We start from the raw sequence: 23,252 nt of genomic DNA, 5'->3' as shown, positions 1-23,252 counted from the left end.
CGCCGCGCCCGAGCGGTGGGATCAGCGTATTTACAGGTCCCCGGAATCGGGGATATCGCGGTTCGGTTCGCTCCGGCTTGGGGCCTCATCGGTGATCCCGATGAACTGGCTGCCGATGCCGTCGCACTCGGTGCGCCCGAGCCCAGCGGCCGGCTCCGGCAGTTCATCGGCGCCGTGGTTTGAACAGGTGATGTAGGTAAACGTCGGCCACCACTTCTTGGGCCGCACGGCCTCGGTGTAGCCACAGATCGTGCAGGTCAGTTGCACCCAGACCGGCTTCTTTCCGGTGCGGTTCGCGCGCGACTGCACCAGCCAGGCGGGCGGTTCGGCTTCCAGTTTGGCCAGCTGCCCCTCGCTTAGGCGCGAGGGGATGCCGTGCCGGGTGGCCATTTCCAAGGGAATATCCAGGCGCAGTGCTACTTCTCGTCGCGTAATCATCTCGAACAAGGATAGGCGCTTTGCGTGCGCCGCGCGCAGCATCCGCTCACGGCATGCGTCTATCGCTGTGGGAGAATAATCCAATGCCTACTATTCCGTCTCCGCTGGGGTTGCTCCTTGATGTGGATGGGCCGATTGCGAGCCCGATCACCCGCACGATCAGCACGCCGAGCATTGTGACCGACCTGATTTCTTTGGCCGGAGCGCACGTGCCGATCGCCTTCATTACTGGGCGATCGGCCGACTTTATTCGCGATCAGGTCGTTGCGCCGCTCGTGGCGGCTGGCCTGCCCAAGAATTTTCGCATGTACGGGGTCTGTGAAAAGGGTGCTGTCTGGTTTCCCATCGGCGCTGCTGGCATGGGCGAGGTCGTCGTGGACCGAGATGTCGCCCTGCCGCCGGCCGTCGTCGACGAGGTGCGTCAGTTGGTCGCGGACTCGTTCGCCGCCGAGATGTTCTTCGACGAAACCAAGCAGGCGATGATCTCGGTCGAGCAGCGCACCGATGTCAGCCGGGAGGCCTTTCAGTCCCGCCAACCGGCGTTCAACGACGCCGCCTTCGCCATCATGGTCGAGCACGGGCTCGGCGTTCGGTTCGCGGATCGCGAATGCGCGGATACCTCCGGGCAGATTCCTTTTCGGCTGGATGCGACGATCATTTCGACGGACATTGAATCGGTCACCCTCGACAAGGACCACGCCGCCGAGCGGGCCCTCGCCTTCTTCTCCGAGAGCGGTCCGCTCCCCCGGTTGTGGCGGTCGGTGGGCGATTCCCGCAGCGACTACCGCATGGCTGACCACCTGCACGAGGCCGGCTATGACGTTTCGCACGTCGACGTGCGCCCGGCCGATGGAATCCTCGACCGGCCGTACCCGATCATTGTGATCGACGACCAAATTCACGATGAAGCCGGGGCAACCTTTCTGCACTATTGGGCCCAGAAACTGGCCCTGACCCCGTGATCCTTTAGGCACTGACGAAGCGGATGCCGTTCTGCAGGGTGTTGCGCAGCTCGAAAACCTTTTCAAAGCTGCCGCGTTCCATGCCGGCGAGGCCGCCCCGCAGCACACCGACCAGCCGCGACCTGGGGATGCCGATGATCATCGGGCGGCGGCCGCGCTTCGGCAACGACACCGCCTCGTCGAGCGCGCCGTCTGGCAGCACGACGATGAGCGCGGTAAAGCGCACCTTGAGGGCACGCGTGAGCGACCGGGCGGCGTCCTCGAACTGGTGAATCGGGCGATCGTCGGCCTCAAGGTCGTCACCGACCAGTTCGCCGCGGCGCAGTTGCACCTGGCCACCCCAGTCTTCGGAGAGGATGCCGAATAGTCCGGCCGGCCCCAGGATGATGTGATCGAGTTTGTCGGTCTGGCCGCCGGTGTCGATGTCGTGCCAGGCGGTGAAACCGATGCCCAGATTGGCCACCAGCTGGGCGGTGGCCTCCTCGGCGAGGGCCTTGGCGAGGCAGTGCCGCACGGGACGGGGGGCACTGCGGATCAGGGCTGGGGCGTACGGGTCGTCAATGACGGTGCCACGGCCGGCCCATTCGCGCACTAGATCGAGGTATCTCAGGCGCGCTTGGCCGCCGGGGTGACCGTGCATGCGGGTTTTCAGGCTGGATTTCGTGGCCGGGCCGCGGGCGGCTGGCGCGGTGTAGGCATCCGCTGACTGGGCCAGGTCTGGCTCACCGAACCGGCGGCGGTCGTAGACTGCGCGATTCTCTGGGCTGCCGACGCGTTCCCAGGCGATCTGCACAGCGTGAAATTTGGTAGCGTTGCCACCGACATCGGGGTGGGTCTGTCGCAGGAGCAACCGGTAGGCGCGGCGTAACTCCTCGTTGCTCGCGCTCGGACTCACGCCGAGAACTTCGTAGGGGGTGGATGCGGCGGGACTGTCGTGCATCCTGGGTGGGACCTTCCTGCAGATGCGAAAAGATCGTCGCGACGACGATCAGGAGATCAACCGTATCGCGGCAATCTGACTTCCTGCCGAGGGAGCCGGTCGGAGGCTAACGATCCTCCGGTAGCCGCGCTAGTCGCGCAGCAGGTGGAACGGGATAGCCATGGCAAGGGCCACGCACAGAATTCCGGCAACGAAAGTCACTCCCATCAGCGACGTGATCGAGAACGCCAGGCCGAACAGCCAGAGACCGAGAATGAAGATCGCGAACGCGACGACGAAGGCGGCAATGTGCATGGGGAATCCTTTCACGGCAGCGCCCGGCAATATCGCCCAGCCACTGGTTTGAACGTACTCATTTGAGCGTACCGGCTGGGACGGGTCGGGATTACAGCGAATCGCTAGCAGTCGGCTCGATCGGCTCGATTAGTTCGGGGCCGTTGCCCGTTACCGGTGCGACTTCGTAGAAGTTGAGTGATGCCACGACCTCGCGGGATGCGGCAACGGCAGCATCGACAAGTGCCTGGTTACCCTCGGTGGCGGGGTCAAGCCACTGATCCCACCATTCCTCGGGCAGGGGAACCGGCGTACGGTCATGAATCTGCGCGAGCGGGCCCTGCGCATCCGTCGTGAGAATCGTGGCGGACAGCACCCATCGGGCCGGATCGTTCTCGGCAATCGCCGGATTCTTCCACCACGAATAGAGCCCGGCGAAGGCAAGGGGCATGCCGTCATCTGAGTGGATGAAGTAGGGCTTTTTCGTGGTTCCCTCGGTCTGCCACTCGAAGTAGCCGGTAGCAGGCACGAGAGCACGCCGTGACCGCACCGACGCCGTGAAGGTCGGCTTCTCGGCGGCGGTTTCTGCCCGCGCGTTGAAAGTCGGGAACTTCGAGGTGGACTCGGTGGCAAAAGATGGGATCAGGGACCAGCGCGCCGATTCCAGCCGGCGCACGGCGGGATCGGTGCGCGCCGACTCGAGCACGATTGGAATCTGCTCCGTTGGCCGGATATTCCACGAGGGTTCAGGCAGGTTCTCACCTTCATGCTCGACGTCGAACATGGCAGCCAGATCAGGCGCCGTATCGGTAATGATGAATCGACCACACATGACTCCAGAATACCGTGGCCTGCGGGGCGAAAGAGCGGGCGTCGGCTAGCGTCGATGCAATGGACGATCGATATAGCGCAGACGTACTCTCTCCAGGCTGGCGCGAGGCCGGTCGCATCATCATTCCCACCCAGGAAGCCAGCCGCGACCTCGTGGTGGAGGAAATCGCGACGGGGTTTTGCGGCGCCGTCATTCGGGTTGAGAAGAAGATCGTCACCCTTGAGGACCGGCACGGAAAATTGCGCCTGTTTCCGCTTGGCTCTGGTTTTCTCATCGATGGCGAGCCCGTCACGCTGATCGCACCGACCATGGCGGCAGCCCTCGGCCGGGTGCGTACCGCGTCTGGCTCAACGGCGGTTCCGGATGCTCCGGCGCGCGTCGCCCGGGCCAGTCGCATCTTCGTCGAGGGGCGTCACGATGCCGAACTCGTCGAAAAGATCTGGGGCGCCGACCTGCGCATCGAGGGTGTCGTGGTCGAGTACATCGAGGGCGTGGACAACCTCGATGAGATCCTTCGGTCGTGGCGGCCTGGCGCCGGTCGCCGAGTCGGCGTGCTCGTCGACCACCTCGTTCCGGGGTCCAAGGAGAGCCGCATTGCGCAGGCCGTGGCACGCGGGCCGTTTGCGGCGAGTGTGCTGGTGGTGGGGCATCCGTTCGTGGACGTCTGGCAATCGGTGAAACCGGCGCGCGTGGGCTTGACGGCCTGGCCAGAAATACCTCGGAGCATGGAGTGGAAACACGGGATCTGCGAGGCACTCGGCTGGCCACACGAGGAGCAAGCCGACATCGCCAGGGCGTGGCAGCGAATTCTCGGTCAGGTGCGTACTTTTGCCGACCTGGAGCCGCAACTTCTGGGTCGGGTGGAACACCTGATCGACTTTGTGACAGCGGAATGACGGAATTTTCGCGGGTTCGGGCAATCTCGACATCGTAGTCATTCACTGTGGTAGACCCGGAGTTCACCCGTTTTTTACCGTAAACGATACGCTTTCGGGCAATAAATGCCGTGAAATCCCGAAACCATCCAGACTTGTGGGCTAGTGTTGGACTTGAAGTTGTAGTGCTTGCACGTCTTAAACGCTCTCAATGTTATTCATCTGAATTTTAGTGAGTGCGCCACATTCCTTTCGGAAGCGGACGACGAATACCGCGACGAACGGTCCCGACAGTCGGGGCCGGTCTAACACTCCTGGAGGAGTTTTACAAATGGCAACAGGTACCGTGAAATGGTTCAACGCTGAAAAGGGCTTCGGCTTTATCGCACCCGACGACGGAAGCGCCGATGTTTTCGCGCACTACTCCGCGATCGCGTCGAATGGCTACAAGTCCCTCGATGAGAACCAGAAGGTCGAGTTCGAGGTAACCCAGGGCCCCAAGGGTCCCCAGGCCGAGAACATCCGCGCCCTCTAAATAGAGCTTGCGAAGCACGCCTCCCGCTTCGGCGGGAGGCGTGCTTGTTTTAAGCACACGATGCCGACCGTTCGATGCTATTTCACCAGGTCTTGCCAGCCGTCTCCGTCGACATACTCAAAGATCAAGTTGGTCTCGGTGTGGGCGACGGCGGGATGCTCAGCCAGATGCTCGAGCACGAAGTCGCGCAGATGCGAGGCGTCCGCTGCCGCAACGTGCAGTAAATAGTCGTCGGCACCGGCGGTATGGAACAGCCCGATCACGCCGGGCCAGTGCGGTGCTGCGTTGCGAAAATCGTCGATCTGTACCCGGGCATGCTTGGCCAACCGCACCGAGATGAGAGCCTGCAAGCTCGCTCCGAGGGCGGCGAGGTCAATGTTGGCCCGGTAGCCGCGAATGTGGCCAAGCTGCTGCAGCCGCCGTAGGCGCAGCGATACGGTTGACTCGGCAACGCCGATTTCGGTTGCGAGTGCAGCTCCGGACGCTCTGGCGTTGACCGACAGCGCGCGCAGGAGCGCACGGTCGACCCGGTCAAGTTCTGGCTTCTTCGGTTCCATCAGCAGACTCCCTTTTCACTCAGCAGTTTATGCGATTCCTCTAGGAAATTTGCAAGGGTCTGCACGCTCCCTTGCATTCTTAGGCGGACTCTGTTTCTGTGAGGTCATGTTGCCACCGTTGTCACATTTAGAAACCCTCGCCGTGCACGCCGGAATGGACGGTCTCACGGAGGCCGGTACCCACGTTCCTGGAATCGATCTGTCCACCACCAATCCACTGCGCGGAGTGGAATGTGGCGGTGATTCTTACGAAAATCTCGCCACCGGCGGTACGCCGGAGCCCGGCGATTCCGCGGTCTATCAGCGCCTATGGCAACCGGGCGTCGCTCGCTTCGAGAACGCGCTGTCGGCCCTGGAACGAACGAAAGGCACCGTTGCCTTTGCCACCGGAATGGCCGCCCTGTCCGCAACACTGATGGCAACGGTAACCGCCGGAAAGCCGCATGTTGTAGCACTGCGTCCCGTGTACGGCGGAACAGATCACGTTCTCGCGAGCGGCCTGCTCGGCACGACGGTCACCTGGACCGATCTCGCCGGAGTGGCAGCCGCCATCCGCTCGAACACGGGCCTGGTGATCCTCGAGTCTCCGGCGAACCCGACACTCGAACTGACCGACATTCGGGCAGTAGCGGATGCTGCCGGAACGATTCCCGTGTTGGTGGACAACACCTTTGCGACGCCGGTCTTGCAGCGCCCGGTCGAATCGGGGGCCACGCTCGTGCTACACAGTGCGACCAAGTTTCTCGGCGGGCACGGTGATGCCATGGGCGGCACGGTCTCCGGACCAGAAGAGTGGATGGTGCGCCTGCGTCAGGTGCGCGCACTGACCGGCGGCCTGCTGCAGCCATTCAACGCCTACCTCCTGCATCGAGGGCTGCGCACCCTGCCGATCCGGGTGCGTGCCCAACAGAAATCGGCCGGTGAGATTGCTGCCCGGCTCAGCGTGCACCCCGCAGTGACCCGGGTGCTCTACCCGGGTCTGCCCGGCCAGGATCCGGACGGCCTGATTGGTCGGCAAAGCGCCGGCGCCGGTTCGCTGATCGCCTTAGACCTCGGGTCCTGTGCCGCCGCCGTGCGTTTCACGGAGGCGCTCCGCCTGATCACGCACGCCGTGTCCCTCGGCGGAGTCGATTCCCTCGTGCAGCACCCGGCGTCGCTGACGCACCGCCCCGTGGCGGCCGAGGCACGCCCGGCCGCCGGCATCGTGCGGCTCTCGATCGGGCTGGAACACGTCGAGGACCTGATGGACGACATTCTCGCTGCCCTCACGTTCGCTAGGGAGCCGGTCGGCGCTCTGGCGGGGTCGGCCACGTTGCACTAACGAGCGCTGCGGCCTAGCTGCGACCCAGCCTGCGACGTAGCAGGTCAATGCGCATCTGCAACTGGGTAACGCTGGCCTGGGCTACTGCCGGCCCGCCACAGATCCGACGCATCTCGGCATGAATCATGCCGTGGGGTTCGCCTGCGAGTTTGGACCACATACCGACCAAGCTCGCCAGCAGGGTGCGCTGTTCCTTGAGCGTGCGATACAGCGGCGGTGGTTCGAGCGGAGCGATCTCACCCGTTACCGGGTTCTTTCGCTTATCGGTTGACCGTTTGGACTGCCGTGACTGACGTTGTCGCAGCAGCTCCGACACCTGTTCCGGTTCAAGCAAGCCTGGAATACCGATGAAATCGAACTCCTCATCGGTGCCAGGTTCGGCGAGTTCACCAAACTCGTCACCATCGAACATGACCATGTCAAACGTCGCCTGGGAGTCAAGAGCCTGCCAGGTGAAGTCGTCAAGGCCGAGATCATCGGATGCCTTGTCTTCCTTGTTCGCCGCGGCGACCATGGCGTCTTCAGGGTTGAACATGCCGTCATCGCCGTCGTCACGATTACTGCGATCGAGTGCGTGGTCGCGTTCTTGTTCAAGCGCGTTGGCCAGGCTGAGAAGTCCGGGAACATTCGGCAAAAATATGGATGCCGTTTCGCCGCGCCGGCGGGCCCGCACAAACCGGCCGACCGCCTGAGCGAAGTAAAGCGGCGTAGCGGCACTGGTCGCGTAGACGCCGACGGCGAGCCGCGGTACGTCGACCCCCTCGGACACCATGCGCACGGCGACCATCCACCGCCGGGTGTTCTTGGAGAACTCGTCGATACGGTCGCTCGCCTCCTTCTCATCGGAGAGCACGATGGTGACCGGCTCGCCGCAGATGTCCTCCAGAATGACGGCGTATGCACGTGCGGTGGTCTGGTCGGTGGCGATGACCAGGCCACCGGCATCCGGGATGCCATGCCGAACCTCGGTCAGTCGGGAGTTCGCTGCGCGCAAGACCGAGGGAATCCACTGGCCGCTGGGCTCAAGCGCCGTACGCCAGGCTTGGCTCGTGATGTCTTTGGTGTTGCCCTCGCCGAGTTTCGCTTCCATCTCGTCGCCAGCCCTGGTGCGCCACTTCATGTGCCCGGCGTAAACCATGAACATCACCGGACGAACGACGCCGTCGGAGAGGGCGCGACCGTAGCCGTAGGCGTAGTCGCTCTGTGACATGCGGATGCCGTGTTTGTCGGGCAGGTAGCTCACGAACGGGATCGGCGAGGTGTCGGAGCGGAATGGGGTGCCGGTGAGCGACAGGCGCCGGGTGGCCGGACCGAACGCTACACGAATCGCATCTCCCCAACTCAGGGCGTCTCCGCCGTGATGAATCTCGTCGAGGATCACCAGGGTACGGCTGGACTCGGTGAGCTGTTTGTGCAGCGCGGCCCGCGCCGCAACCTGCGCGTAGGTCACGACGACGCCGTGGTAGTGGCTGCCGTAACTTTTATCGGCGTTCTTGAACATGGGATCGAGACGGATGCCTGCTCGCGCCGCAGCATCCGCCCACTGGTTCTTTAGGTGTTCGGTCGGGGCCACGACCGTGATGCGATCGATCGTGCGCCGGGAACGCAGCTCGGCGGCCAGCCGCAGTGCAAACGTGGTCTTGCCGGCACCCGGCGTTGCCGCGGCGAGAAAATCGCGCGGTTCGTGCACGAAATAGGCCTCAAGCGCCTCGGCCTGCCAGGCGCGCAGTTTGCCTGCGGTACCCCAGGCCGCGCGTTCGGGGAAAGACGGCGATAGGTGTTCTGCTGCACTCGTCCCCTGCGCGGGACCGAAAACGGATGGAGTATTCACTTCTATCAAATCTACCAAAGGCCGCCGACGTTCGTAGCCGATGGCACCGCTGACACAGGGTTCAGACAGAATGGTTTCATGACGAAGCAACAGCATCCATGGTCGCGCTACGTCGCGCTCGGCGACTCGTTCACCGAGGGAATCGGCGATCCTGAGCAGCAGAGTCCCGGTGGACACCGCGGCTGGACCGACCGGGTGGCCGAGGTATTGAGCGACGGCACCGACGATTTCGCCTATGCCAATCTGGCCGTGCGCGGCAAACTCATCCGGCAGATTGCCGACGAGCAGATCGAGCCGGCACTGGCATTACGGCCGGACCTGATCACGATCTCGGCTGGCGGCAACGATGTGATTCGACCCGGTACCGACCCGGATTTCATCGCGGCACGGTGTGAAGAGGCAATTTCCGGGCTCAGCAGGGACGGAGCGACGATCGTGTTGTTCACCGGAGCAGACGTCGGCTTTTCCCCCGTCTTTCGCAGCATCCGCGGCAAGGTCGCGATCTACAACGAGAATATTCGGGCCATCGCCACGAAGTACGACTGCATCGTGGCCGATATGTGGCAGTTGACCGAGATTCAGGATCCGCGCATGTGGGCCGCGGACCGGCTGCACCTGAACGCGCTTGGGCACCACACTGTGGCGCGCATGGTGCTCCAGACCCTAAACGTGAAAAACTCGCTCGAACCAAGCGTTCCCGAGCCGATGCCCGGCATCAGCTGGCGGCAGGCCCGTACCGAAGACTTCGCCTGGGCGCGAGAATACCTGGTGCCGTGGGTGCTGCGCCGGATACGCCACCAGTCCTCCGGCGATCACGTGCTGCCCAAACGTCCCGACGCCGGCCCGTTCACGCTCTCTCGCGACTGACTCTCATTTCGGGCCGGACCCGGGCCCGGACTGTGGAGGTGGCGCGGGTCAGCCGGCTAAGAGCTCTCCGGGGTGCGCGATGCGCCAGGCGGGGCCGGGATCGGCGACTGTGTCCTGGAGCTCGAGCGGCACCGTCACGGGCAACCCCGTGCCGATCGTGAACGACACCTCGCCAACCTCGTCACCGGCCCGGCCCAGTTGCAGATCGGTGGCCGTTACTGAACCCGTGATCGGTGAGTCCGACCAGACCAGAACGGATGCGGCCCGCTCGGCGACAATATCGCTCACGTCACCCCACTGGGTCGTGTAACTGCCGAACACGGCTCCAGCTTCGGCCAGAACGACGTCGTGAAACCCGGGTTGCACGCTCTCGATCAGCGCCGCGATGGCCGCATTGAGTTCGGAGTGGGTGTCGCCACCGAGCACGACGCCCACGAGAGTGACCGTGTTGTCGCCCACGGTGAAATCGGTGGAAAAGAGCAAGCAGGCGCCAGCGACATCCGTTGTCCCGGTTTTGATGCCGTCGACGCCGCCTTGGCCGAGCAGCTTGTTGGTGTTGGTGATGGTGCCAATCACGGGCAACAACGCCGACGGCAAGGCTACGATTTCGGCCAGCACTGGGTGGCCAACGACGAGCTTGCCGATCTCGACGAGTTCGGCCGGGGTGCTCACACTGAACGTTGACAAGCCACTCGTGTCGGCGACGCTGGTCTGGGTCAGGGCGTTGTTGGCCAGCCAGGTTGTCGCTGCCGCCAGGTAGTTGTCGACGGACCCGAATGCCCAGACCGCGAGGGACGCCGCATAGTTATTAGCCGAGGGCAGCAGCATCGCTTCGAAAGCCTGCCGCTGGGTGAGCACCATTCCGGAAACCACCGGCGCGACCGAACCGTTCTCGGCGACTGAGTGATAATAAATGTCGACGTCGGCGTCCGTGAAGGTGATCGAGGGGCCGTCCTCGCCCGCACCGAGCGGTTTCGCATCGAGAATGACGAGGGCGGTGATCATCTTGGCGATACTCGCGATCGGCACCGTGCCCTGCTTACCGTTTCCGGCCAGAACGCCCGGAAAACCGACCGCCCCGATGGCACTTTCACCGAAGGCAGGCCAGACGGGTGCTGCCGCTGGCTGGGTCAGCACCACCGGCTGCACCAGAGCCGGCGCGCTGTCGGGAACGGGCGCGAAGGTGGTGACGCTGACGTAGCCGACACTGCCGAATGCAACGAGCAGAACGCTAGCAACGGCGAGTCGCCGCCGCTGAAAGAGGACACGGCGAGAGGGAGACATTCGTTCAGCCTAACTTCTTCGTTCGGCGCATCGGGGCGGCGCGCTCACACCCGCGTGCGCAGCGCGTACAGTGCGACGGCGCTTGCGGAGGCGACGTTGAGCGAGTCGACGCCGTGCAGCATCGGAATCGTCACGACCGTGTCGGCGGCCTCGAGCGCGTGTCGGCTGAGCCCGTCACCTTCTGCACCGAGGACGATCGCAAGCCGTTCGGGTGCCGCCTCGGCGAACACGTCGAGAGAGACCGCGTTGTCGGCCAGGGCCAGGGCGGCCAGGTGAAAGCCGGCGGCGTGCAGCAGTGGCGTGGCCACGCTCCACTCCGGCAGTCGAGTCCACGGCACCTGCAGCACTGTCCCCATGCTCACGCGCACGCTGCGCCGGTAAAGCGGGTCGGCGCAGCGCGGGGTGATGAGCACGGCGTCGGCGCCGAGTCCGGCGACTGAGCGAAAGATAGCACCGACATTGGTGTGGTCAACGATGTCCTCGAGGATCACAATGCGCCGGGCATTCTCGATCAGCGCTTCAACCGGTTCGAGCGCGGGTCGATGCATGGCAGCGAGGGCGCCGCGGTGCACGTTGTACCCGGTGAGCTGTTCCACAACGGTCGCGTCGCCGACATAGACCGGAACGTCTGGCCAATCAGCGAGCAGTCGCTCGGCGTCGGCCAGCCACTGTTCCTGAATGAGCAGGGACCGCGGCCGATGCCCGGCTGCCAATGCCCTGCCGATGACCTTGGGCGACTCGGCGATATACAGGCCACCGGCCGGTTCCAGAATTCGTCGAAGGGCGACATCTGTCAGACGTGAATAATCGGCAAGACCCGCGCTGGACAGGTCGGTAATACGGGTGATTTGCACGAAAAAGTGCCTTTCAAGAAGGAGAATTAAGTCCAAGCCTGACAGGTGAATAGTCAAACGAGAAAACAGACGAGTTTAGAATCAGAGGGTGAGCTTTTTCTTGACTCGCCCCTGCCCATGTCTGCTCGAAAGGAGCGCCGATGACAGCCGAATCGGTTCTGCCCACCGAAACGGAGTTGGCCGCGGGGCGCATCGATGCGCTTGAGCCTGCGGACGCTCCCGATTCCGCTACCGCGCTCGCCTCGACCGTCGCCCTCGATTCCGAACGAGCAGTGGATGCTGTCGCAACGTTGCTGCGCGGCAAGCGTGCCGCCGTGCTCACCGGCGCCGGCCTCAGTACCGATTCCGGTATTCCGGACTATCGCGGCGAGGGCGCTCCGAAGCGCACCCCGATGACATTTCAGAACTTTGTCGCGGACGAGCGTTCGCGCAAACGGTATTGGGCCGGCAGCCACCTGGGCTGGAGCGTTTTTCGACGGGCGCAGCCCAACCTCGGGCACCGGTCGCTGGTGCAACTGGAATACGCTGGTGCCATCGCCGGCGTCATCACCCAAAACGTCGACGGATTGCACACCCGAGCGGGTTCTCGCCACGTGGTCGAGCTGCACGGGTCCCTGGACCGCGTGATTTGCCTGGCCTGCGGGCAGGCGTTCGGCCGGGACAGCATTGCCGCCCGGCTCGAGGCGGCGAATCCCGTCCTGCGCAATCCAGAGAGCATCCGGATCGCTCCTGATGGCGATGCCGATGTGGGCAACATCGACGACTTCGTGGTGCCGGCCTGCACCGTCTGCGGCGGAATGCTCAAGCCGAACGTCGTATTTTTCGGTGAATTGGTGCCGACGGAAACGTTTCTGGAGGCATCCGCTCTGATTCAGGCTGCTGACGCCCTGATCGTTGCTGGGTCCTCGCTGGCAGTCAATTCCGGTATCCGTCTGGTGGAACAGGCACGCCGGCGTAAATTGCCGATCATCGTGATCAACCGTGGCGCGACCAAGGGCGATGGGCGCGCGCTGCACAAGCTCGAAGCTGGAACCTCTGAAACCCTCGCCGCGCTCGCTGACCGTCTGCTCGGCTGATCGCGCTTGTGCGCGGAACAGCACATCACCGTTGAATCGGGGCAATCACTCGTGACCAGGTTCTCGATTGTGCGTCACGGCCAGACCGACTGGAATTTAAACCAGCGGATCCAGGGCCGCACCGACATTCCCCTCAACGCGACCGGGCGCGCCGAGGCCGTCGCCACCGCTGAGCGTCTGCAGAGCAGGCGGTGGGATGCGATCGTGACCAGTCCGCTGCTGCGCGCGGCAGAATCGGCCAGGATCATTGCCGCAGAGCTCGGTCTGGGGGAACCCGAGGTGGTTCCCGCCCTGACCGAACGTCACCACGGCGCCATCGAAGGGCTCACCTTTGCGGAGCGTCAACATTGTTTTCCCGACGGTGTGGCCGTTCCCGGACTTGAGACCCGCAGCGACGTCATCGACCGAGTGCTCGCTGCGCTGTCCGGGTTGGCCGCCGGTCGTGCCGGCCAATCCGTGCTCGTGTTGAGCCACGGTGGCATCATCGGAACGCTGCTGCGGCACCTCACGAACGGCGACCATCCCCGGCACGGCGAGTACATCGCCAATGGCTCCGTGCACGATTTCTCCTGGTCGAACGAGGAGCTGCTGCTGACCCACTTCGATGCGGCGATGCGCGAACCGGGCGGCCGCGGCTCGTCGCCGGCGCGCTGACGCGACCCGCACCCTCGGGCCGGTCGCGCGCCACGCGTCGCGCGGGACCTGCGCCCGTGCGCGGGACCTCGGGCATCGGGCATCCGTTCAGCCGCTACGTGTTGCGCGGGACCTGCGCCGCTGCGCGGGAGTTCGGGCTCCAGGCCGGTGCTGCCCGAGCACGCTGCGCGGGTGTTGCGCCAGTGCGCGGGAGTTCCGGCATGACCAGAAATCCCGCGTAACGTGTTGCGCGGGACCTGCGCCAGTGCGCGGGAGTTGGGGCTCGCGCGCAGCGGCGCAAGTCCCGCGCGCCGCGCAGGTGCTGCGCACGGGCTACGCCGACGGCGCTTCCAACACCTCAAGCAACGTACGGGCCGATCCCGCCCACGTGAACCGGGCCGCCTGATCGACCGACAGGGCAGACCTGGCCGCCCACTCCCCCGCTGCGCCCAGTCGCCGAACGGTTGCGGCGATGCTGTCGGCACTCTTCGGGTCAAAATACAGGGCCGCGTCTGCGCCGATCTCTCGAAAAATAGGAATGTCGCTGACCACAACGGGAATGCCGAGACTCATCGCCTCGACCAGCGGAATTCCAAAGCCCTCATCGAGTGAGGCGGTCACCAGCGCGGTCGCCGAGCGCAGCAGGCTCTGGTATTCGTCATCGCTGACTCCGTCGTGAAAGACCAGGCGGGCCTGCGGGGCCCTGCGGCTCAGGCGGTCACGTTCGGCTTGGGACACCCGGCTGAGCAGGTGCAGCTCATACTCTGGCAGGTCGGCCATGGCCAACACGAGGGTGTCGAGGTTTTTGTAAGGCATGAACGATCCCATGTAGACCAGACGAGTGGTCTCCGGAATGCTGCGATGACGAAGGGGACCGGGAACGCGATCGGCCGCATTGGCCACGACAATGACTGGACGCCGGGTGAGCCGGTGCTCACTGATCAGCGCGCGGGTGGTCTCGGACACGGTAATAACGCCGTCGGCGCCGTTCAGCAGCATCCGTTGTGGCCACCAGGAGAGATGGTAGGCCCGCCACAGCAGCCGGATGAACTCTGGTAAGTCACGCGGTGGGGTGCGATTGCGATAGTAGATCAAATCGTGCACGGTTAAAAAAAGGCGGTATTTGCGGCCCCACGAGCCCATTGTCTGCATCGGGCTGAACACCACATCGGGCTTCAACCGATTGACAGACAGGGCGATCAGGGGTTCGAGCAGGCTGGTGGGTGCCCGCACGATTTGCCACGGCAAGGCCGGTAGCATCGTGAGTTGCCGATGGTCGCTGATCAGCATGGTGAGCGGATGCAGCCGCCCCAGTTCGGTGACCAGCCCGGCGGTATACCGGCTGATGCCATCGTGCTGATCCAGCCGCACGTACCGGCAATCAACCACGATTCTCATACCGGTCGCTCCGGCACGAGAAACTCCCGAATGTACGTTGCCGCCGGTTTCGGCGTTTCATAGTGGATGAGATGGCCCACGTTGTCGATGACGCGCAGGGTCGCATTTGGAAACAGGCCCTGCAGCCGGTGTTGCGCGGCCAGCGGGGTGATGTCGTCACGGTCGGCCGCGATGAGCAGGGTTGGTTGCCGAATGCGCGCCGCGAATTCGCTGACGTCGTGACTGACCGAGGCGGTGAAGGCGGCCATGACTACCTGACGGTTCGCGAATGCGCTGAAATATCGATCGTGCTGGTTGTGAATCCAGCGCCGCAGTGTCGGGTCCCGCGTCTTGGCCATGCTCACACTCATGACGCGCACGATAGCCCGGTTTTGCAGCAACGCGTAGCCCAACCGTTCCGGCAGCGTTGCTGCGGCCCAGTAGTAGAACACGGCCAGCCGGGTCAGGATTCCGCGCGGCCCGGACAACGCCGGAGCCGCGATCGGATTGACCAGAACAACGTCATCGGCGGCCAGACCGTCGGCGATGGCCGCGGCGACCACGATCGACCCGAAGGAATGCCCGAGCATGACCAGGCGCCCGGTCGGAGCCAGAACACGCAGAAATTCCCGCAGCCAGCTGGCATACCCGGCCAGGGAATGATCCCCATCGCCCAGCGGCTCCGACTGGCCGAATCCGGGTAGATCAGGCGCGATGATGCGCAGTGCGGGAGGGGTGGCATCCACTGCACCGCCGGGGATTTCGACCGCACTCAGCAACTCAGCCACGACCAGCTGTAATCCGTGGTGATCGCCGCGAAACCCGTGCACGAGCACGAGGGTGGTGGCCGCAGCGGGATCGCCGTACTCCCAATATTTGGTGGTACTCCCGCTGGTGCCGAAAGCGGATGCCGTGCGCTCGCGCACAGTCAGGCCAGCCAGGACTTTGTCGTAGGAAGAGGAAACGATCATCGGGCCTAGTTTAGGTGGCAGACTTGCACAAAGCTGGACCTCTACCGCGTCGGCCGTTCTAAACTCAAACCACGACTTGGATCGAGATAGAGCCCTTTGCCGGGACGGAAGGACAGCCGTGAGTTTCACCGCCCCCATTCAGTTACCCGGTTTGGCACTCGATCCGCTCTGGTATCGCCGTGCCGTCTTCTACGAGGTGATGGTTCGCTCGTTCGTCGACAGCAATGCCGACGGTTCCGGCGATCTCTCTGGGCTGGTGTCGAAGCTGGACTACTTGCAGTGGCTTGGTATCGACGCCCTGTGGATTCCGCCGTTCTTCAATTCTCCGCTCAAGGATGGCGGCTACGACGTGGCCGACTACCGCACAATTCTGCCGGAGTTTGGAACACTGGAGGAATTCAAAGACCTCGTCACTAAGGCGCACGAACGCAATATGCGTATCGTGATCGATTTTCCGCTCAACCACACCTCAGACCAGCACGAGTGGTTCCAACAGTCCCGCGCAGATCCAGACGGCCCGTACGGTGACTTCTACGTCTGGAGCGACACCGACGAGCGCTATCCCAACGTCCGCATCATTTTCACCGACACCGAGGAATCGAACTGGGCCTTCGACCCGGTGCGACGCCAATTCTTCTTTCACCGCTTCTTCTCGCACCAGCCCGACCTGAACTTCGAGAACCCGGCCGTGCAGGAAGCGATCTTCGACGTCGTGAGATTCTGGCTTGACTTGGGGGTAGACGGTTTCCGGCTCGATGCGATCCCCTACCTGTTCGAGTCCGACGAGGGCAACGGCGAGGGCGAGCCACCCACCCACGAGTACGTTAAGCGGCTTCGTGCCATGGTTGATCGGGAGTACCCCGGACGAGTCATGATCGCTGAAGCGAATCAGTGGCCGCGCGAGGTCGCCGCGTTCTTCGGCACCGAGGAAGAACCGGAATGCCATATGGCCTTCGATTTTCCGGTAATGCCGCGCATCTTCTACTCCCTGCGCTCGCAGCAGGCCAACGAGCTCGTGCGCGTGCTCTCCGAGACCACCGACATTCCGGACGGCGCCGGCTGGGGCGTCTTCCTGCGCAACCATGACGAGCTCACGCTCGAGATGGTGAGCGAAGAATATCGGCAGGCCATGTACGGCTGGTATGCCTACGACCCACGGATGCGCGCCAATATCGGCATCCGCAGGCGGCTGGCTCCGCTGCTCGACAATTCACGGGCCGAGCTGGAACTGGCTCACGCTTTACTCTTTGCCCTGCCGGGCAGTCCGTTTCTCTATTACGGCGACGAGATTGGCATGGGCGACAATATTTGGCTCCCCGACCGGGACAGTTCACGCACGCCGATGCAGTGGACCCCCGACCGTAATGCCGGTTTCTCGGATGCCGATCCCGGCAAGCTCTTTTTGCCCGTTGTGCAATCCCTCGTCTACAACTTCACCCAAACCAACGTGGAATCGCAGCTGGCGCAGTCCGGTTCGCTGCTGCACTGGATTCGCAATGTCATCCACGTGCGCAAGGCACACCAGACCTTCGGACTCGGCACGATCCGCGTACTCACAACCAACCACGAATCCGTGCTCGTGTTCACACGCAGTTACGCGGGCTCCGGCTCGATGTTCGGCGACCAGCCGGAAACGGTCATGTGCGTGTTCAGCTTCTCGCACAACCCGGTCGCCTTCACGATCGACGACGCTGACATGGCCGGAACGCGGCTGTATGACCTGTTCGGCGGAGCTGTATTTCCGAGCTTTGACGACGAGGGCGCCTTGACGCTCACCCTCGGCGCCCAGAGCTTCTACTGGCTGCATTGCGGCTGAGGAATGCCTGTGACTGACCCGGTGGCGCCGTCATTATGACCGAGCAGAACTGCCAGTACATTTCACTTCGGAAACTGAGTAATTTATACGAAAAATCATAAAATTCCCTCATGGCCGCTCGCATTCGCGCCTCACTGGTGAGCTGCGCCTTAGTGAAGATGACGGACACCCCAGTGGGCGAATATGACGTTCTCGAGGTGTCGCGCACTCTCCTCAAGGAATGCGTCGAGGTGCTCAACGCCTCCGCAGCTGGCCTTCTGCTGGCCGACCCGAGCGGCGAATTACAGGTCGTCGCGTCGACCATCGAGGCGAGCGACCTCGTCGAAGTTTACGCAACAGCGGGTTGAGCCGGCCCGTGTGTCGATTGCAGCCTCACCGGCAAGGTCGTCATGATCGGAGACATTGCGATGTCCGGTGACATCTACCCCGCCACCATCAATACCCTCGCCACCCGCGACTGGGTCCGGCGAGGTCAGCTTTGTCTCATCGGCGACTCCGGCAGAGGCTGCCGACGAGAAGAACCTGGCCCGGACCATCGCCCGTTACGGCCGCGTCGATCTGCTCATGATCGACGAACTCGGCTACAGGGAACTCGACCGTCGCGGCGCCGAACTGCTCTTCCAAGCCCGCACAGAACGGGAGGAAAACAACTCCATCGCGATCGGGTCCTCTCCGGCTAGACGACAACATTCACAGACCCGAGGCTCTGCGCCGCGATCGTTGACCGGTTGACGTTCAACGGCACCATCATCGAGACCGGCACGCACTCTTATCGACTCGGCATACGCAGAATCGGCACGACCGTCTGTAGCCGTGAAACTCGTCGCGGCGCTCTGCAGGATCAACTCCCGTGTTGAGCCGCCGATGGCCAAACGTCATCCTCGGCGAAAGCTGCGGCCCAGTAGTAAGGATTCACGGCGAGCAGAGGACGACTCGACCAACCCGACGAGCTGCTGGCGTCACTGACACCGACCTCTACCGTCGGACCCCAGATGGCGAGCCTTTCCTGGCATGCTCCACACGGTGACAACACCGTGAAACCATCCCTGCCAGGTTCGCGGCTGACACAGATCGACGCGACGATTCGTCGACCCTGGGAATAGGCCTCGCAGATGGGACCCGTTTCGGCACACAAGTTCATAGCCGCGTTGAAGTTGTCCAACGAAACCCCCGTGAGGATAGACCCGTCATCCAAATAAGCCGCCGCCGCCACCGCTTCGGAAGCACCTGGCCAGCGGAGCGTCATCTGATCCACGGCGCGGTCAAACAAATTCTGGTCAGCTTCCATCATCCAAGAAGTATCCCAGAGATCCCTACCCCGCCGAGGGGTCCCGCTTGGGCTGATTAAGCGTTCGCCAACCGGACAGCCGCAGTGATCCAGGACCGACCGATAGACGACACTCGGTCTTGTCCCATATCCGAACCCTCTACAGGACACCGTGTACGTGATAGGTGCACACGCTCTGTTGCGCTTGATTCGAGGCCCCACCCTCATCGACCTGACCGCTGATCAGGTCGTGTCGCCCGCGCTAATTCGTGGATCGTGTCCAGGGGCTCACGCTTTTCAGCTGGACGTTGACGACGCTGGGGCCAGCGAGAAGAGTTCCAACAGCCGTGAAGTCTTGTTGAGGGAGGATGCTGTCGGTCGGATCGATGCCGTTGAACTGTCGAACGTTGACCCGCCCCGAGTTTGTGGACGAGAAGATGACCGGTTGCTCCGCGCCCGCATACAGATAGGCGTCGTAGCCGCCGGTCTCGGGTAGTGCTGGAAGTGCTGAAATGGGCGATACGGTAATGGACCAGTCGCCCGCGCCGGGCCCGACGGTGATCCAGCCTGCCGGGCCAACGGTGGTGTCCAAGCCATACGCGACACTGGCGACATCGCCTTGATAATCTGCCATGCCAGCCTCGTGGTACGTGCCGTCTTCACCATAAACCTGCGCGCCGGACTGCTCATCGGCCCAGTGGCCGGGCGCCCACGAGATGGTGTAAAAGCCTGATTTAGCGTCATCGGGAAAGACAATTTCATCAGCACCGCTACCGGTGACGGTGAAAGCCTCGAACGTTCCGAAAGTCTTATCCGCCCACGCCTGAGCAGATTCCTGCGCAGTGGGTTCATGCGTCTGGGCGGGGGTCGAAGAAACCGACGCTGACGAAACAGGCGCAACGGGTTGCTCCGCTTGGCAGCCTGACAAGATAACAGCCGTTGCGGTCGCTACGGCCAATAAGTTTGTCACACGCTTCATAAAATCCCCTTGGTGTTTATCGTCTTCTTTGCGTTGAGATGACATCGTCGGGCTGCGTCGCGGCGACCCACTGTTTCAGATTGAGTCGACTAGAACCGGGGGTACTGGCGGAATCCCGGGTCGCTTCCATGCATGCCAACAACGATCATCGCGAGGTCGGTGCGGTCGTGAAGAAGTTCCAAGGCGCTCTCACGCTTCACTCAATCGTCTAGTGATTTCCCGAATGCCGAATTTGATTATGCGGATATGGACGGTGATGGCGTACGCAGAGACGCCCGTGACAGTCCCTATCCCCGGGCGGCGGAAGAGTGTCGGTGGTCGGCCCTAGGGTTGACGTATGAGCACCTGGAGCGATCACCTCGCCGTATTCGACCTTGAGACCACCGGCATCGACGTAGAGACCTGCCGCATTGTGTCGGCCACCGTCGCCGTTCTCGACGCGAGCGGTGCCGCCGTCGAGCGCATCGACTGGCTCGTCGATCCGGGCGTCGAGATTCCCGTCGGCGCGACCAACGTGCACGGCATCACGACGGAGCACGCCGTGCAGCACGGACGCGTCGCCACAGAGGCCGTGGCCGAGATCGTTGCTGCCCTCCGCAGGCATTTGGCCGACGGGTTGCCTATCGTGGCATACAACGCGCCATATGACCTCACCTTGCTCGATCGCGAAGCCGTGCGCTACGGCATCGCGCCGCTGGTCTCCCCCAGCCCCGTAGTCGACCCCTTGGTCATCGATAAGGCTGTCGACAAATACCGTAAGGGTAAGCGCACTCTCGAAGTCACGAGTGCGTTCTACGGTGTTACGCTCGACGACGCGCACGATGCCGGTGCGGATGCAATTGCCGCCGGCCGGGTGGCGCAAGCGATCCACCGCGCGCACGGCGGCGCGCTACCCAGCTCCCTTGGTGAGCTGCATGACTTGCAAATCACCTGGTATCGGCAACAGGCGGAAAGCTTCCAGGAATACATGCGCCGCGGCCGCGATCCCGAATTTCTGGCCGACACCTCCTGGCCGCAGCGCTGATTGACCAGCTCCAGACACAAAAAAGCGACCAGCCGGAGCTGGTCGCTTTTTTGTTGAGAGAAGCTGAAGTTATTTGCCGAAGCCCTTGTAGCGCGAGTTGAACTTCTCCACGCGTCCGGCGGAGTCCATGATGCGCTGCTTGCCCGTGTAAAACGGGTGCGACTCGGAGGAGATTTCCACGTCGATGACCGGGTACGTGGTTCCGTCTTCCCACTCGATGGTCTTCTTACTGGAGACCGTCGAACGAGTCAGGAAGGTCGCGCCGGAGGCAAGGTCGCGGAACACGACGGCAGCGTACTCGGGGTGGATGTCAGACTTCATGAAGATTTCCTTTTGCACTTCTGGTGAACAGACTTGTAACTGGTCACAGTGCTGTTCGATTGTTGGGCCCACTCGCCGTGCAACGGTACAACGACGACAAGCTGGTTGACCAGACGGCCAGCCACTAACTTTAGCAGAAAGCTGTGGCAGTAAAGCGCTGCACGGAAGGCGAGTTTCCGGCCTAGATTGCTCGTGCAGCGTAGCGACCGTCGGTCTCGGTGAGTTCGATGGTGAGACCGAAGGTTTGGCTGAGGGTTTCGGCGGTGAGCGCCTCGGCGATCGGGCCAGAGGCAACGATCTTGCCCTGCGCCAACAGCAGTACGTGGGTGAATCCGAGGGGAATTTCTTCGACGTGATGGGTCACCATGATAATGGCTGGCGAGTTGGCCTCGCGGGCGAAACCGCCCAGCAGCTGCAGCAGGGATTCCCGGGCGCCGAGGTCAAGGCTCGCGGCCGGTTCGTCGAGCAGGAGAATCTCCGGGTCGGTCATGACCGAGCGGGCGATCTGCACCCGTTTCTGTTCCCCGTCACTGAGGGTGCCGAACTTGCGACCGGCAAGATGGTCGAGGTTCCATTCCTGCAGCACGCGCTGGGCGCGGCGCTCGTCGATTGCCTCATACTCTTCATTCCATCGGCCGGTCACGGAATACGCGGCCGTCATCACGACGTCTAATACCTTTTCGGTGCCGGGTACCCTACGCGCCAAAGCGGTTGAGGCGAAGCCGATGCGGGGACGCAGCTCGAAGACATCCGTTCCGCCGAGCGTCTCGTCGAGCACATGAGCCTGCCCGCTCGACGGGTGCAGGAATGCGGCAGCGATCTGCAGCAGCGTCGTCTTGCCGGCACCATTGGGGCCGAGAATCACCCACCGTTGGTCATCGTCGACGCTCCAATTCACAGAGTTGAGAATGGCGGTGCCACCGCGGACGACGGAGACGTCGGTGAAATGCAAAACGTTGACCATACAGCCATGTTATCGGGCGCCGCGCCTGCCGACACACCGTGCAGCCGTGCGTGCCGGGAGATGCGGCCAGGTCAGAGGAGGCCTGCGTAAATCTCCCTGGTGCGGGTGGCGATCTGGGCCCACCCGAATACTTTCTCAGCCCGCACTCGCCCGGCGCGCCCCATTTCGGCTGCGCGGGTCGGATCGCTCACCACCTCGGTGAGGGTGCGGGCGAGGTCGGCGACGAACTTGTCGGGGTTCAGCGGCGTACCGGTGCCGTCAGTGATTTGCTCGATCGGCACGAGGCGCCCGGTTGCGCCGTCGGAGACGACCTCGGGGATTCCTCCGGTGGCGGTACCCACCACGGCGAGGCCGCAGGCCATGGCCTCCAGATTGACGATTCCGAGGGGCTCGTAAATGGACGGACAGACAAAGGCTGTGCCCTGAGTCAGTACAGCGGCGAGTTCGTGCTGGGCCAACAGACGGTTGATCCAGACAACACCGGAGCGTTGCTGTTGCAGTGCCTCGACTCCAGCGGTGACCTCGTCGAGAATGGCAGGGGTGTCTGGCGCGCCAGCGCACAGTATGAGTTGCACCTCGGGCGGCAGCAGTGCGGCCGCCCGTAGAAGGTAGGGCAGGCCCTTCTGCCGGGTGATGCGCCCCACGAAGACCACGGACGGACGGTCAGGATCTATTCCTAGCCCGCGCACGAAACCTTCATCCCGGGTTGGTTTCCACTGCTCGAGATCGATGCCGTTGTAGACCGTGTGCACCCGGCTCGGGTCGAGGGCCGGGTAGCTGCGCAGGATGTCCCGACGCATGCCGTCGCTGACGGCGATCACAGCATCCGCTGCTTCAAATGCGGTTTTCTCGATCCAGCTTGACACGCGATATCCACCGCCGAGTTGCTCGGCCTTCCACGGGCGCAGCGGTTCCAGGCTGTGCGCGGTAACGACATGAGGGATGCCGTGGAGCATTTTGGCGAGATGTCCGGCGGCATTCGCGTACCAGGTGTGAGAGTGCACCAGGTCGGCGCCGACGGCATCCTGCGCCATTTGCAGGTCAACGCCGAGGGTTCCGAGTGTCGCGTTCGCGTCGGCCAATTGGGCTGGAACGTCGTAGGCGAACGTGAGGGGGGCGTTGCGCGGCGCGCCGAAGCACCGAACGTTCACCTCAATGTCATGTCGAAGAGCGCGCACCAGCTCGGTCACGTGTACACCGGCTCCCCCATAGATTTCCGGGGGGTATTCCTTGGTCATCAGATCCACTCGCATGG

The 23,252-nt window shown here is 63.1% G+C and carries 25 protein-coding genes and 1 pseudogene; 11 read left to right on the top strand and 15 right to left on the bottom strand.

Translation table 11 applies throughout. The annotated features are described in order from the left end of the window. Positions 1 to 30: 30 nt before the first annotated feature. A complete protein-coding gene (locus tag CXY75_RS10035; protein ID WP_104082797.1) occupies positions 31 to 438 on the bottom strand; it encodes a hypothetical protein in 408 nt (135 codons plus the stop codon). Between the two features lie 83 nt (positions 439 to 521). On the opposite strand from CXY75_RS10035, the gene CXY75_RS10030 reads away from it, so the two are divergent. Further along, the gene (locus CXY75_RS10030; protein ID WP_104082677.1) at positions 522 to 1,400 is read left to right on the top strand and encodes a hypothetical protein; all 879 of its coding nucleotides are present in this window, start codon (positions 522 to 524) and stop codon (positions 1,398 to 1,400) included. 4 nt (positions 1,401 to 1,404) lie between these two features. Here CXY75_RS10030 and CXY75_RS10025 read toward each other — a convergent pair whose 3' ends face one another. The 3 genes from CXY75_RS10025 to CXY75_RS10020 all read right to left on the bottom strand — a co-directional run bounded on the left by CXY75_RS10025 (position 1,405) and on the right by CXY75_RS10020 (position 3,445). Continuing rightward, positions 1,405 to 2,340, bottom strand: coding sequence for a DnaJ domain-containing protein (locus CXY75_RS10025; protein WP_104082676.1), 936 nt, complete (start codon positions 2,338 to 2,340; stop codon positions 1,405 to 1,407). A 129-nt stretch (positions 2,341 to 2,469) separates the two neighbouring features. After that, positions 2,470 to 2,634 carry a hypothetical protein gene (locus CXY75_RS19830; RefSeq protein WP_158251177.1) on the bottom strand — a complete coding sequence of 55 codons (165 nt, stop codon included), beginning with the start codon at positions 2,632 to 2,634 and terminating at the stop codon, positions 2,470 to 2,472. A gap of 91 nt (positions 2,635 to 2,725) precedes the next feature. After that, positions 2,726 to 3,445, bottom strand: coding sequence for an SOS response-associated peptidase (locus CXY75_RS10020; protein ID WP_104082675.1), 720 nt, complete (start codon positions 3,443 to 3,445; stop codon positions 2,726 to 2,728). Positions 3,446 to 3,504: 59 nt separating this feature from the next. Here CXY75_RS10020 and CXY75_RS10015 point away from each other — a divergent pair, with 59 nt between their 5' ends. Both CXY75_RS10015 and CXY75_RS10010 read left to right on the top strand, forming a co-directional pair. Beyond that, a complete protein-coding gene (locus CXY75_RS10015) occupies positions 3,505 to 4,341 on the top strand; it encodes a DUF3097 domain-containing protein (RefSeq protein ID WP_104082674.1) in 837 nt (278 codons plus the stop codon). A 310-nt stretch (positions 4,342 to 4,651) separates the two neighbouring features. Further along, complete coding sequence (locus tag CXY75_RS10010) at positions 4,652 to 4,855, top strand: cold-shock protein (protein ID WP_035840308.1); 204 nt, start codon at positions 4,652 to 4,654, stop codon at positions 4,853 to 4,855. A 77-nt stretch (positions 4,856 to 4,932) separates the two neighbouring features. On the opposite strand, the gene CXY75_RS10005 is transcribed toward CXY75_RS10010, so the two are convergent. Next, entirely contained in the window at positions 4,933 to 5,412 is a 480-nt protein-coding gene (locus CXY75_RS10005) for an Lrp/AsnC family transcriptional regulator (RefSeq protein WP_104082673.1), read from the bottom strand. Between the two features lie 106 nt (positions 5,413 to 5,518). Here CXY75_RS10005 and CXY75_RS10000 point away from each other — a divergent pair, with 106 nt between their 5' ends. Then, entirely contained in the window at positions 5,519 to 6,733 is a 1,215-nt protein-coding gene (locus tag CXY75_RS10000) for a PLP-dependent aspartate aminotransferase family protein (RefSeq protein ID WP_104082672.1), read from the top strand. 13 nt (positions 6,734 to 6,746) lie between these two features. On the opposite strand, the gene CXY75_RS09995 is transcribed toward CXY75_RS10000, so the two are convergent. Next, positions 6,747 to 8,564, bottom strand: a complete 1,818-nt coding sequence (locus CXY75_RS09995) for a DEAD/DEAH box helicase (protein ID WP_233201834.1) — start codon at positions 8,562 to 8,564, stop codon at positions 6,747 to 6,749. Between the two features lie 78 nt (positions 8,565 to 8,642). On the opposite strand from CXY75_RS09995, the gene CXY75_RS09990 reads away from it, so the two are divergent. After that, positions 8,643 to 9,431 (top strand): SGNH/GDSL hydrolase family protein, encoded by a 789-nt coding sequence (locus CXY75_RS09990; RefSeq protein ID WP_104082670.1) that lies wholly within the window; start codon positions 8,643 to 8,645, stop codon positions 9,429 to 9,431. Positions 9,432 to 9,479: 48 nt separating this feature from the next. On the opposite strand, the gene CXY75_RS09985 is transcribed toward CXY75_RS09990, so the two are convergent. Further along, complete coding sequence (locus tag CXY75_RS09985) at positions 9,480 to 10,715, bottom strand: D-alanyl-D-alanine carboxypeptidase family protein (protein WP_104082669.1); 1,236 nt, start codon at positions 10,713 to 10,715, stop codon at positions 9,480 to 9,482. A 44-nt stretch (positions 10,716 to 10,759) separates the two neighbouring features. Further along, a complete protein-coding gene (locus CXY75_RS09980) occupies positions 10,760 to 11,569 on the bottom strand; it encodes an RNA methyltransferase (protein WP_104082668.1) in 810 nt (269 codons plus the stop codon). A 140-nt stretch (positions 11,570 to 11,709) separates the two neighbouring features. Here CXY75_RS09980 and CXY75_RS09975 point away from each other — a divergent pair, with 140 nt between their 5' ends. Both CXY75_RS09975 and CXY75_RS09970 read left to right on the top strand, forming a co-directional pair. Next, entirely contained in the window at positions 11,710 to 12,645 is a 936-nt protein-coding gene (locus tag CXY75_RS09975) for a Sir2 family NAD-dependent protein deacetylase (protein ID WP_104082667.1), read from the top strand. A 51-nt stretch (positions 12,646 to 12,696) separates the two neighbouring features. Then, a complete protein-coding gene (locus CXY75_RS09970; protein ID WP_104082666.1) occupies positions 12,697 to 13,299 on the top strand; it encodes a histidine phosphatase family protein in 603 nt (200 codons plus the stop codon). Between the two features lie 312 nt (positions 13,300 to 13,611). Here the strand turns inward: CXY75_RS09970 and CXY75_RS09965 are convergent, their stop codons facing one another. Both CXY75_RS09965 and CXY75_RS09960 read right to left on the bottom strand, forming a co-directional pair. Further along, positions 13,612 to 14,676 (bottom strand): glycosyltransferase family 1 protein, encoded by a 1,065-nt coding sequence (locus tag CXY75_RS09965; protein ID WP_104082665.1) that lies wholly within the window; start codon positions 14,674 to 14,676, stop codon positions 13,612 to 13,614. Further along, entirely contained in the window at positions 14,673 to 15,626 is a 954-nt protein-coding gene (locus tag CXY75_RS09960) for an alpha/beta fold hydrolase (protein WP_104082664.1), read from the bottom strand. The genes CXY75_RS09965 and CXY75_RS09960 overlap by 4 nt, the downstream gene beginning before the upstream one ends. A 118-nt stretch (positions 15,627 to 15,744) precedes the next feature. Here CXY75_RS09960 and treS point away from each other — a divergent pair, with 118 nt between their 5' ends. The 3 genes and pseudogenes from treS to CXY75_RS09945 form a co-directional block, all read left to right on the top strand. Further along, positions 15,745 to 17,442 carry a maltose alpha-D-glucosyltransferase gene (treS, locus tag CXY75_RS09955; protein WP_104082663.1) on the top strand — a complete coding sequence of 566 codons (1,698 nt, stop codon included), beginning with the start codon at positions 15,745 to 15,747 and terminating at the stop codon, positions 17,440 to 17,442. Positions 17,443 to 17,552: 110 nt separating this feature from the next. After that, positions 17,553 to 17,789, top strand: coding sequence for a hypothetical protein (locus tag CXY75_RS09950; RefSeq protein ID WP_104082662.1), 237 nt, complete (start codon positions 17,553 to 17,555; stop codon positions 17,787 to 17,789). A gap of 51 nt (positions 17,790 to 17,840) precedes the next feature. Continuing rightward, positions 17,841 to 18,299, top strand: a pseudogene (locus CXY75_RS09945) (ATP-binding protein); the annotation flags it as partial. On the opposite strand, the gene CXY75_RS09940 reads toward CXY75_RS09945, so the two are convergent. Together CXY75_RS09940 and CXY75_RS09935 are read right to left on the bottom strand one after the other, a co-directional pair. Continuing rightward, entirely contained in the window at positions 18,284 to 18,733 is a 450-nt protein-coding gene (locus tag CXY75_RS09940; RefSeq protein WP_199182422.1) for a cytidine deaminase, read from the bottom strand. The pseudogene CXY75_RS09945 and the gene CXY75_RS09940 overlap by 16 nt on opposite strands. Before the next feature lie 238 nt (positions 18,734 to 18,971). Next, positions 18,972 to 19,688 carry a hypothetical protein gene (locus CXY75_RS09935; protein ID WP_104082660.1) on the bottom strand — a complete coding sequence of 239 codons (717 nt, stop codon included), beginning with the start codon at positions 19,686 to 19,688 and terminating at the stop codon, positions 18,972 to 18,974. Positions 19,689 to 20,025: 337 nt separating this feature from the next. On the opposite strand from CXY75_RS09935, the gene CXY75_RS09930 reads away from it, so the two are divergent. After that, positions 20,026 to 20,712 (top strand): exonuclease domain-containing protein, encoded by a 687-nt coding sequence (locus tag CXY75_RS09930; RefSeq protein ID WP_104082659.1) that lies wholly within the window; start codon positions 20,026 to 20,028, stop codon positions 20,710 to 20,712. A gap of 69 nt (positions 20,713 to 20,781) precedes the next feature. Here the strand turns inward: CXY75_RS09930 and CXY75_RS09925 are convergent, their stop codons facing one another. From CXY75_RS09925 to glgA, 3 genes are all read right to left on the bottom strand, one after another. Then, entirely contained in the window at positions 20,782 to 21,033 is a 252-nt protein-coding gene (locus tag CXY75_RS09925) for a type B 50S ribosomal protein L31 (RefSeq protein WP_092107894.1), read from the bottom strand. 181 nt (positions 21,034 to 21,214) lie between these two features. Next, positions 21,215 to 21,997: an ABC transporter ATP-binding protein gene (locus CXY75_RS09920; RefSeq protein ID WP_104082658.1), complete on the bottom strand. Its 783-nt coding sequence runs from the start codon at positions 21,995 to 21,997 to the stop codon at positions 21,215 to 21,217. Positions 21,998 to 22,068: 71 nt separating this feature from the next. Further along, positions 22,069 to 23,250 (bottom strand): glycogen synthase, encoded by a 1,182-nt coding sequence (gene glgA, locus CXY75_RS09915; RefSeq protein ID WP_104082796.1) that lies wholly within the window; start codon positions 23,248 to 23,250, stop codon positions 22,069 to 22,071. Between the last annotated feature and the right edge of the window lie 2 nt (positions 23,251 to 23,252).

Origin of the sequence: Cryobacterium sp. Y11 (assembly GCF_002929535.1) — a bacterium.
Lineage (GTDB): Bacteria > Actinomycetota > Actinomycetes > Actinomycetales > Microbacteriaceae > Cryobacterium.
The sequence above is the reverse complement of the archived record's forward strand: the minus strand, read 5'-3'. Positions and strand labels throughout refer to the sequence as shown.

What these genes read in the sequence shown, in the direction of transcription:
- CXY75_RS10035 (WP_104082797.1), bottom strand. Translation starts at nt 438, where the DNA reads ATGATTACGCGACGAGAAGTAGCACTGCGCCTGGATATTCCCTTGGAA.
- CXY75_RS10030 (WP_104082677.1), top strand. Translation starts at nt 522, where the DNA reads ATGCCTACTATTCCGTCTCCGCTGGGGTTGCTCCTTGATGTGGATGGG.
- CXY75_RS10025 (WP_104082676.1), bottom strand. Translation starts at nt 2,340, where the DNA reads ATGCACGACAGTCCCGCCGCATCCACCCCCTACGAAGTTCTCGGCGTG.
- CXY75_RS19830 (WP_158251177.1), bottom strand. Translation starts at nt 2,634, where the DNA reads ATGCACATTGCCGCCTTCGTCGTCGCGTTCGCGATCTTCATTCTCGGT.
- CXY75_RS10020 (WP_104082675.1), bottom strand. Translation starts at nt 3,445, where the DNA reads ATGTGTGGTCGATTCATCATTACCGATACGGCGCCTGATCTGGCTGCC.
- CXY75_RS10015 (WP_104082674.1), top strand. Translation starts at nt 3,505, where the DNA reads ATGGACGATCGATATAGCGCAGACGTACTCTCTCCAGGCTGGCGCGAG.
- CXY75_RS10010 (WP_035840308.1), top strand. Translation starts at nt 4,652, where the DNA reads ATGGCAACAGGTACCGTGAAATGGTTCAACGCTGAAAAGGGCTTCGGC.
- CXY75_RS10005 (WP_104082673.1), bottom strand. Translation starts at nt 5,412, where the DNA reads ATGGAACCGAAGAAGCCAGAACTTGACCGGGTCGACCGTGCGCTCCTG.
- CXY75_RS10000 (WP_104082672.1), top strand. Translation starts at nt 5,519, where the DNA reads ATGTTGCCACCGTTGTCACATTTAGAAACCCTCGCCGTGCACGCCGGA.
- CXY75_RS09990 (WP_104082670.1), top strand. Translation starts at nt 8,643, where the DNA reads ATGACGAAGCAACAGCATCCATGGTCGCGCTACGTCGCGCTCGGCGAC.
- CXY75_RS09985 (WP_104082669.1), bottom strand. Translation starts at nt 10,715, where the DNA reads ATGTCTCCCTCTCGCCGTGTCCTCTTTCAGCGGCGGCGACTCGCCGTT.
- CXY75_RS09975 (WP_104082667.1), top strand. Translation starts at nt 11,710, where the DNA reads ATGACAGCCGAATCGGTTCTGCCCACCGAAACGGAGTTGGCCGCGGGG.
- CXY75_RS09965 (WP_104082665.1), bottom strand. Translation starts at nt 14,676, where the DNA reads ATGAGAATCGTGGTTGATTGCCGGTACGTGCGGCTGGATCAGCACGAT.
- CXY75_RS09960 (WP_104082664.1), bottom strand. Translation starts at nt 15,626, where the DNA reads ATGATCGTTTCCTCTTCCTACGACAAAGTCCTGGCTGGCCTGACTGTG.
- CXY75_RS09950 (WP_104082662.1), top strand. Translation starts at nt 17,553, where the DNA reads ATGGCCGCTCGCATTCGCGCCTCACTGGTGAGCTGCGCCTTAGTGAAG.
- CXY75_RS09940 (WP_199182422.1), bottom strand. Translation starts at nt 18,733, where the DNA reads ATGATGGAAGCTGACCAGAATTTGTTTGACCGCGCCGTGGATCAGATG.
- CXY75_RS09935 (WP_104082660.1), bottom strand. Translation starts at nt 19,688, where the DNA reads ATGAAGCGTGTGACAAACTTATTGGCCGTAGCGACCGCAACGGCTGTT.
- CXY75_RS09930 (WP_104082659.1), top strand. Translation starts at nt 20,026, where the DNA reads ATGAGCACCTGGAGCGATCACCTCGCCGTATTCGACCTTGAGACCACC.
- CXY75_RS09925 (WP_092107894.1), bottom strand. Translation starts at nt 21,033, where the DNA reads ATGAAGTCTGACATCCACCCCGAGTACGCTGCCGTCGTGTTCCGCGAC.
- CXY75_RS09920 (WP_104082658.1), bottom strand. Translation starts at nt 21,997, where the DNA reads ATGGTCAACGTTTTGCATTTCACCGACGTCTCCGTCGTCCGCGGTGGC.
- glgA (WP_104082796.1), bottom strand. Translation starts at nt 23,250, where the DNA reads ATGCGAGTGGATCTGATGACCAAGGAATACCCCCCGGAAATCTATGGG.